The sequence below is a fragment of the Saccharopolyspora sp. 6V genome (assembly GCF_020176785.1).
Classification (GTDB): domain Bacteria; phylum Actinomycetota; class Actinomycetes; order Mycobacteriales; family Pseudonocardiaceae; genus Saccharopolyspora_C; species Saccharopolyspora_C gregorii.
Window position 1 is genome coordinate 62,012 of sequence record NZ_JAIUKB010000042.1, and the last position, 6,782, is coordinate 68,793.

The 6,782-nt window shown below is 73.7% G+C and carries 6 protein-coding genes; 2 read left to right on the forward strand and 4 right to left on the reverse strand.

Annotated elements, in window-relative coordinates:
- Window positions 1-9: 9 nt before the first annotated feature.
- Both LCD35_RS10045 and LCD35_RS10050 read right to left on the reverse strand, forming a co-directional pair.
- Entirely contained in the window at window positions 10-1,089 is a 1,080-nt protein-coding gene (locus LCD35_RS10045) for an exo-alpha-sialidase (RefSeq protein ID WP_225044075.1), read from the reverse strand.
- 126 nt (window positions 1,090-1,215) lie between these two features.
- Window positions 1,216-2,316, reverse strand: a complete 1,101-nt coding sequence (locus LCD35_RS10050) for a branched-chain amino acid aminotransferase (protein WP_224955299.1) — start codon at window positions 2,314-2,316, stop codon at window positions 1,216-1,218.
- Window positions 2,317-2,461: 145 nt separating this feature from the next.
- Here LCD35_RS10050 and LCD35_RS10055 point away from each other — a divergent pair, with 145 nt between their 5' ends.
- Window positions 2,462-2,758, forward strand: a complete 297-nt coding sequence (locus tag LCD35_RS10055) for a hypothetical protein (protein WP_224955298.1) — start codon at window positions 2,462-2,464, stop codon at window positions 2,756-2,758.
- A 9-nt stretch (window positions 2,759-2,767) separates the two neighbouring features.
- On the opposite strand, the gene LCD35_RS10060 is transcribed toward LCD35_RS10055, so the two are convergent.
- Window positions 2,768-3,433, reverse strand: a complete 666-nt coding sequence (locus LCD35_RS10060; RefSeq protein ID WP_224955297.1) for a DUF402 domain-containing protein — start codon at window positions 3,431-3,433, stop codon at window positions 2,768-2,770.
- Between the two features lie 7 nt (window positions 3,434-3,440).
- The gene (locus LCD35_RS10065; protein WP_224955296.1) at window positions 3,441-4,721 is read right to left on the reverse strand and encodes an APC family permease; all 1,281 of its coding nucleotides are present in this window, start codon (window positions 4,719-4,721) and stop codon (window positions 3,441-3,443) included.
- Between the two features lie 402 nt (window positions 4,722-5,123).
- Between LCD35_RS10065 and LCD35_RS10070 the strand changes: the two genes are divergently transcribed.
- Window positions 5,124-6,614 carry a leucyl aminopeptidase gene (locus LCD35_RS10070; RefSeq protein WP_225044076.1) on the forward strand — a complete coding sequence of 497 codons (1,491 nt, stop codon included), beginning with the start codon at window positions 5,124-5,126 and terminating at the stop codon, window positions 6,612-6,614.
- Window positions 6,615-6,782 lie beyond the last annotated feature (168 nt).

Here is a 6,782-nt window from a genome sequence, read left to right on the forward strand (position 1 = left end):
GCCACCACCTCACCAGCTCATCGCGCGCAGCGAGAGCACGTCGGGCAGGTGCGCGGCGATCCGCTCCCAGCGGTCCCCGTCGTCGCCGCCCGCGTACACCTCGCCGCTGCGGGAGCCGAAGTACACCCCGGCCGGGTCGGCGTCGTCGGTGCACAGCGCATCGCGCATCACCGCGGACCAGAACCGGTCGGGCAACCCCTCGGACAGCCCGGTCCAGGTCTCCCCCGCGTCCTCGCTGCGGTACACGCGGCAGCGCCCGCCCGGCGGGTAGCGCGTCGCGTCGGCGGTCAGCGGGAACCCGAACACCACGTCCGGGCGGTGCGGGTGGGTCACGATCGGGAAGCCGAAGTCGCTGGGCAGCCCGTCGGCGATGGAGCGCCAGCTCGCCGCCCCGTCGTCGCTGCGGTACACGCCGTGGTGGTTCTGCAGGAAGAACCGCTCCGGCTCCGCGGGGTGCTGGGCGATCTTGTGCACGCACTGGCCGAACTCGGGGTACTCGTCCGGCAGGAAGTACGCCCTGATGCCCCGGTTGCTCGCCTGCCAGCTGTCCCCGCCGTCCTCGGTGCGGTAGACGCCGCCCGCCGACATCGCCACCACCACCCGGTCCGGGTCGTGCGGGTGCGCGAGCACGGTGTGCACCGCCTGCCCGCCGAACCCGGGCTCCCAGCGCTCCCGGTGCGGGTGGCCCCACAGCCCGCGGACCAGCTGGAACGTCCGCCCGCGGTCTTCGGATCGGAACAGCGCGGACGGCTCACCGCCCGCGTGCACGACCTCCGGGTGGTCGGCGGGACCCGGCGCGAGCTGCCACACCCGTTCCAGCGCGACCCCGGTGTCGGCGGGGAACGCGATCGGCGCCACCTCCGGTTCCTGCCAGGTGGCGCCGAGGTCGTCGCTGGTGACCACGCTCGGCCCGAAGTGCGTGCTGGAGGCGCCGACGAGCAGCCGGGGCGCACCGCGGGTGTCGGCGGCGACGGCGTAGATCTCCGCCATCGGCAGGTGTGGCCCGGTGACTTCCCAGTCCCCGCGGTGGCGGTGCGCCAGCCACAATCCCTTGCGGGTGCCGATCAGCAGGAGCACTCGGTTCGACATCTTCGCCCCCTTGACGTGGTCCACGTCATCGGAAGCTACGCCGGGGCACCGACAACCCGCCCGGGCCGAAAGCAAGGCGCCCCCTCGATTTCGCCGGGACGAGGGGGCGCCGAGCAGGGGGTTCGGTCAGGCGAGCGGGACCATCCAGCCGTGCCGGTCGGGCGCGGTGCCCTGCTGGATGGCGGTGAGCCGCTCGCGCAGCTTCATCGTCACCGCACCGGCCTTGCCGTCGGCGACGGTGAACTCGCCGTCCTGGTGCTTCACGTGCCCGACGGGGGTGATCACCGCGGCGGTGCCGCAGGCGAACACCTCGGTGAGCTCACCGGAGCGGGCGCGCTTCTCCCACTCGTCGGTGGTGATCCGCCGCTCCTCGACGGCCAGGCCCAGGTCGGCGCCGAGCTCCAGCACCGAGGACCGGGTGACGCCGGGCAGCAGGCTGCCGGACAGCTCCGGGGTGACCAGCCGGGCGTCCGCGCCGGAGCCGAAGACGAAGAACAGGTTCATCCCGCCCATCTCCTCGACGGCGCGCCGCTCCACCGCGTCCAGCCACACCACCTGGTCGCAGCCGTTCTCCACGGCCTGCGCCTGCGCGGCGAACGAGGCCGCGTAGTTGCCCGCGAACTTCGCCGCCCCGGTTCCGCCGGGCGCGGCCCGCACGTACTCGTGGCCCAGCCACACCGTGACCGGCTTGACGCCACCGGAGAAGTAGGAGCCGGCGGGCGAGGCGAGCACCAGGTACAGGTACTCGCTGGCCGGGCGGTTCACGCCGAGGCTGACCTCGGTGGAGATCATGAACGGCCGCAGGTACAGCGAACTCTCCCCCGCTTCCGGCACCCAGGCGCGGTCGACGTCGACGAGCTCGCGCAGCGAGTCCAGGAACACCTGCTCCGGCAGCTCCGGCATCGCGATGCGCTGCGCCGAGCGCTGGAACCGGCGCGCGTTCTGCTCCGGGCGGAACGCGGAGATCGCGCCGTCGGGCTGCCGGTAGGCCTTCAGCCCCTCGAAGATCGCCTGCGCGTAGTGCAGCACCGTCGTCGCCGGGTCGAGCTGCAGCGGGTGGTAGGCCTCGACCTTCGCGTCGTACCAGCCGCGCTCGGTGGAGTACCGCACCGTCGCCATGTGGTCGGTGAAGAACTTCCCGAAGCCGGGATTCGCCAGTACGTCCGCGCGGTGCGCCTCGGTGGCGGGATGCGAACTGGGAATCCGGGAGAACGAGAGTTCTGTCATGCCCGTACCGTATCGCGCGCCTCGGAACAGTGGAAACCGGTGTGTCATCGGTCGGTCCTCCTAGTGTCGGAGGCTGCCCGAACCCGTTCCAGGCGGTCTTCCCGGAGACGTACCGGTGATCCGTTCGGACCTCTATGATGAGGCCATGGGTGACCAGGAGAACCTGCCGGTGACGGGACCGACGACGGTCCAGCAGGACACGCTCGCGGCCGCGCTCGGCCTGCTGCTGCCGCTGGGCGGCGGGCTGCTCGTGCTGTGGGGGTACGCCTGGCTGGGCTGGTTCGGCGCGATCGTCGGCGGCGCGGGCGTCGCCTGGTGGGGCTTCTGGTGGTACGGCAAGCACAAGACGCTGTTCCCGAAGGACCTGCGCGGTGGCCAGGTCGGCGGGTTGGCGGCGCTCACCGCCGTGTTCGGCCTGTTCTTCTTCCTCGCGCTGGCCTGACCGGCGGGTTCAGCGCACCAGCTCGGCGGGCAGCGAGGGCAGCGCCCACCCGGGATCGGGCCGGGCGTCGCAGTGGCTGCCGTCGAACGGGAACAGCTCCCGTTCGGCGAGGTCCGCCATCCGCTCCCCCTCCGCGCGCAGCCGGTCGAGCCGCCGCTGGTCGATGCGGCCGGCGGCCAGCGCGGAGGCGAGCTCGTCCTCGTCCTTCCACGACCACTTCCCGCCGGGGAACACCTCCAGGTCGAGCACCCCGTCCACCCGGTTGACGCCGGTGGCGTCCCGCCCCAGCGGCACCTCCAGGTTCACGTACCAGTTGCGGAAGCTGCCGTCGGCTTCGAAGAACCACCACACCGAGGACCACTGCTCGGCGAACACCAACCGCAGCGTGGCCGTCGTGCGCCACACCGACAGCGCGGGCACCCGGGTGCCGGAGAACCGCTCGTGCAGCGGCAGCTCCCGCGGGGTGCGCCCGTCCGGCGAGGTGGTGATGCGGATCGGCGTTCCCGGCAGCACCCAGCACAGCAACCGGTCCGGCCGATCGTCGACCACCCGCGCCGGGTGCACGGTGCCGAGCGAACCGTCGAGGCGCCAGAAGCGGTAGAGGATGTCCGAGCCGGGCTCCCACCGGTCCGCGGGGTCCGGCCGAGCACCACGTTCGGGACCGCGTTCGAGCATGCCGACCTCAACTCCAGCGCCGAGAGACCAGGCCCGCCAGCAGCGGACCCGCGATGACCACCACGAGAGTTCCGAGCATCGCATGGACGGGCATGCTCATGGCCAGGATCACGGCCAATCCCATCCCCAGGCACGCGGACCGCATCCGCCACACCTGGTCGTCCGCGAGCAGCACCCGCGCGGCGGCGTTGGCCAGCGCGTGGTGCACCAGCAGGCAGCAGGAGGCGAAGGCCATCGCGGCGACCGGCTGCACCAGCAGCGCCACCACCGCGGCGGCGACGCCCGCGCACAGGTCCAGCAGGTACGGGGTGCCCGCGCGGCTCGTCCGGCCGAGCACCGCGGGCAGGTCCTGGTCGCGCTGGACGGCGAGCGCCGTGGAGCGCAGCGATTCGAGGATCCCCAGCAGCACCGGGAACAGCGCCAACCCCACCGCGGTGCCGACCAGCGGCCGCAACCCGCCGCCCGCGGCCGCGTCCATCGCGTCGAGCACCGGCTGCCCGGACAGCGCGAGCCGGGCCGGGCCGAGCTGGTGCAGCAGCGCCGTCGACAGCAGCAGCACCGCCGCGCCGGTCACCACCAGCGCGGCGATCACGGCCCACTTCACGACCTTGCCGCGGTAGCGGTCCTGCTCGTGGGCCGGGGCGGTGAGCCGCTCGAAGCCGAGGAAGCCGAAGAACAGCACCCCGGCCGCGCCGGTGATGCCGATGGCCCCGTCGCCCCGCGGCGGACCGACCGGTAGGCCCGCGGGCGGTTCGATCGCGAAGCACACCGCCACGACCAGCCCCACCACGACCAGCGCGAGCAGCAGCCACACCCAGGCCGCGGCGCCGCGGATGCGCAGCCCCGCGGTGGCCGCCAGCACGACGAACAGCACGATCGCCGCGGCGATCGCGGGCGGCGCGGCGGGCATCGCGTGCTGGACGATGACCTCCGCGACCGCGGCCAGGGCGGCGACCTGCCCGGCGAGCGCGGTGGCGGCACCGAACCGCGCGGGCAGCACGCCGAGCCGCGCCCGGATGCACGCGTAGCCGGCGCCGGGGCCGCGGTAGCTGGCGGACTGGTGCGCCGAGGCCAGCGCGCAGCACGCGACCGCCACCAGCACCAGCGGGATCGCGAGCGGCACCAGCCGCCCGGCGGCGAGGGTGGCGGGGGCGATGCCGACGAACAGGCCTGCGCCGAGCATGCCGCCGAGCGCCAGCGGCAGCGCCGATCCGAGCGACCGCCGAGGTCCGCCCGCGGCGGGACCCGCACCGGTTGCCGCCTGCTGCTCCGCGACCTGTTGCCCCACTCGTCCACCTTTGCAGAACGCGGTCCCCACCGGCAGCCGCCTGCCGGTCGACGCCGACCGGGCACGCCCGCGGCGGCGGCCCGGCGGGCGCCGCGCGGCCGGTCGCGCCCGGGTCCGCGGCGGCCCAGCCTACGCACCGGCACCGGCCCGTCCCGGTGCGCTTTCCCACCGGACCGCGCCGACGCGCTCCCGCGCGGGAAAACCGCTGGCGATGATCGGCGCAGCGCTAAGCTCGGACCTACGGCGCGGCCGGTCGCACCGCGACCGCCTGTCGGACCCACCGCGGCCCGCCCGATCTACAGTGGCGGTCGCGGGACGGCCTCCGACCAGGTCAGGCCCGCCGGGGACAGTCCCTACGTCCGAGATCCCCATCGACGGCGACACCGCCCGGAGGAAACACACGTGAGCACGCCGAAACTCGCCCTCACCGACACCAAAGCCGCGAAACTCACCGCGGACGTCCTGGTCATCGGCACCATCGCCGGTGCGGACGGCCCGGAGATCGCACCGGGCGGCGAGGAGGTGGCCGCGGCCTTCGACGGCGACCTGGCGAAGGTGCTCGCGACCCTCGGCGCCAGCGGCAAGGCCGAGGAGGTCGTGAAGCTGCCCGCGGGTTCCGGGCTGCGCGCGGACGTGCTGCTGGCCGTCGGGCTCGGCAAGGTCACCGGCGACTCCCCCACCGGCGAGCAGGTGCGCCGCGCCGCCGGTGCCGCGGCCCGCGCGCTGAGCGGTGTCGCGCACGCCGCGACCACGCTGGGCGCGCTGGACCTGGGCGCCGCGGTGCAGGGCACCGTGCTGGGCGCCTACTCGTTCCGCAAGTACAAGTCCGAGCCGGGCGACGACCCGGTGAACCAGGTCGACCTGGTCGTGCCGGACGCGAAGGACGACGCCGCCAGGCACGCGCTCAAGGGCGGCACCGCCATCGGCGAGTCCGTCACCATCGCCCGGGACCTGATCAACACCCCGCCGAACGACCTGTACCCGGGGTCCTTCGCCGACCGGGCGAGCGAGCTGGCCCGGTCCGCGGGGCTGGAGGTCGAGGTGCTCGACGAGGCGGCCCTGCGCAAGGGCGGCTACGGCGGCATCCTCGGCGTCGGCGCCGGTTCGAGCCGCCCGCCGCGCCTGGTCCGGCTGCGGCACAAGGGCCCGAAGGCGGCGAAGAAGGTCGCGCTGGTCGGCAAGGGCGTCACCTTCGACACCGGCGGCATCTCGCTGAAGCCGGCCGCCTCGATGGACGAGATGACCTCGGACATGTCCGGCGCCGCCGCGGTGATCGCCACGATGGTGCTGGTCTCGAAGCTGAACTACCCGCTGGACGTGACCGCGACCGTGCCGATGGTGGAGAACATGCCCTCCGGCACCGCGTACCGGCCCGGCGACGTGCTGAGCATGTACGGCGGCAAGACGGTCGAGGTCCTCAACACCGACGCCGAGGGCAGGCTGATCCTGGCCGACGCGATCGTGCGCGCGGGCGAGGACGAGCCGGACTACCTGATCGAGACCTCCACGCTGACCGGCGCGCAGGTGGTGGCGCTGGGCAAGCGCACCCCCGCCGTGATGGGCGACGAGGACTTCCGCGACCGCGTCGCGAAGCTCTCGCAGGCCACCGGTGAGGGCGCCTGGCCGATGCCGCTGCCCGAGGAGCTGCGCGGCGACCTGGACTCGAAGCTCGCCGACCTGGCGAACGTGGCCGGGCACCGCTGGGGCGGCATGCTCACCGCGGGCCTGTTCCTGAAGGAGTTCGTCCGCGACGGGCTGCCGTGGGCGCACATCGACGTGGCCGGCCCGGCGTACAACACGAACTCGCCGCACGGCTACACCGCGAAAGGCGGCACCGGTGTTCCGGTGCGCACGATCGCGGCGGTGCTCGCCGACATCGCCGAGAACGGCTGACGAAGGACTCCCGGACGGGGCCCCCCCGGGGCGCGGGGGGGGGGGGGGCCCCCCCCTCTTTTTTGTCGGTGGGCCTCAAAATTTATGATTGCGGGGCGCCGCAATACTTTTGAAGGGACGGCGGGCTGGGGTTGTTGGGGGGGTTGATCGGCCGGGGGGCATGCCGGC

Excerpts from the sequence above, each read along its gene's own strand:
- LCD35_RS10060 (WP_224955297.1), bottom strand. The coding sequence starts at position 3,433 with ATGCTCGAACGCGGTCCCGAACGTGGTGCTCGGCCGGACCCCGCGGAC.
- LCD35_RS10045 (WP_225044075.1), bottom strand. The coding sequence starts at position 1,089 with ATGTCGAACCGAGTGCTCCTGCTGATCGGCACCCGCAAGGGATTGTGG.
- LCD35_RS10055 (WP_224955298.1), top strand. The coding sequence starts at position 2,462 with ATGGGTGACCAGGAGAACCTGCCGGTGACGGGACCGACGACGGTCCAG.
- LCD35_RS10050 (WP_224955299.1), bottom strand. The coding sequence starts at position 2,316 with ATGACAGAACTCTCGTTCTCCCGGATTCCCAGTTCGCATCCCGCCACC.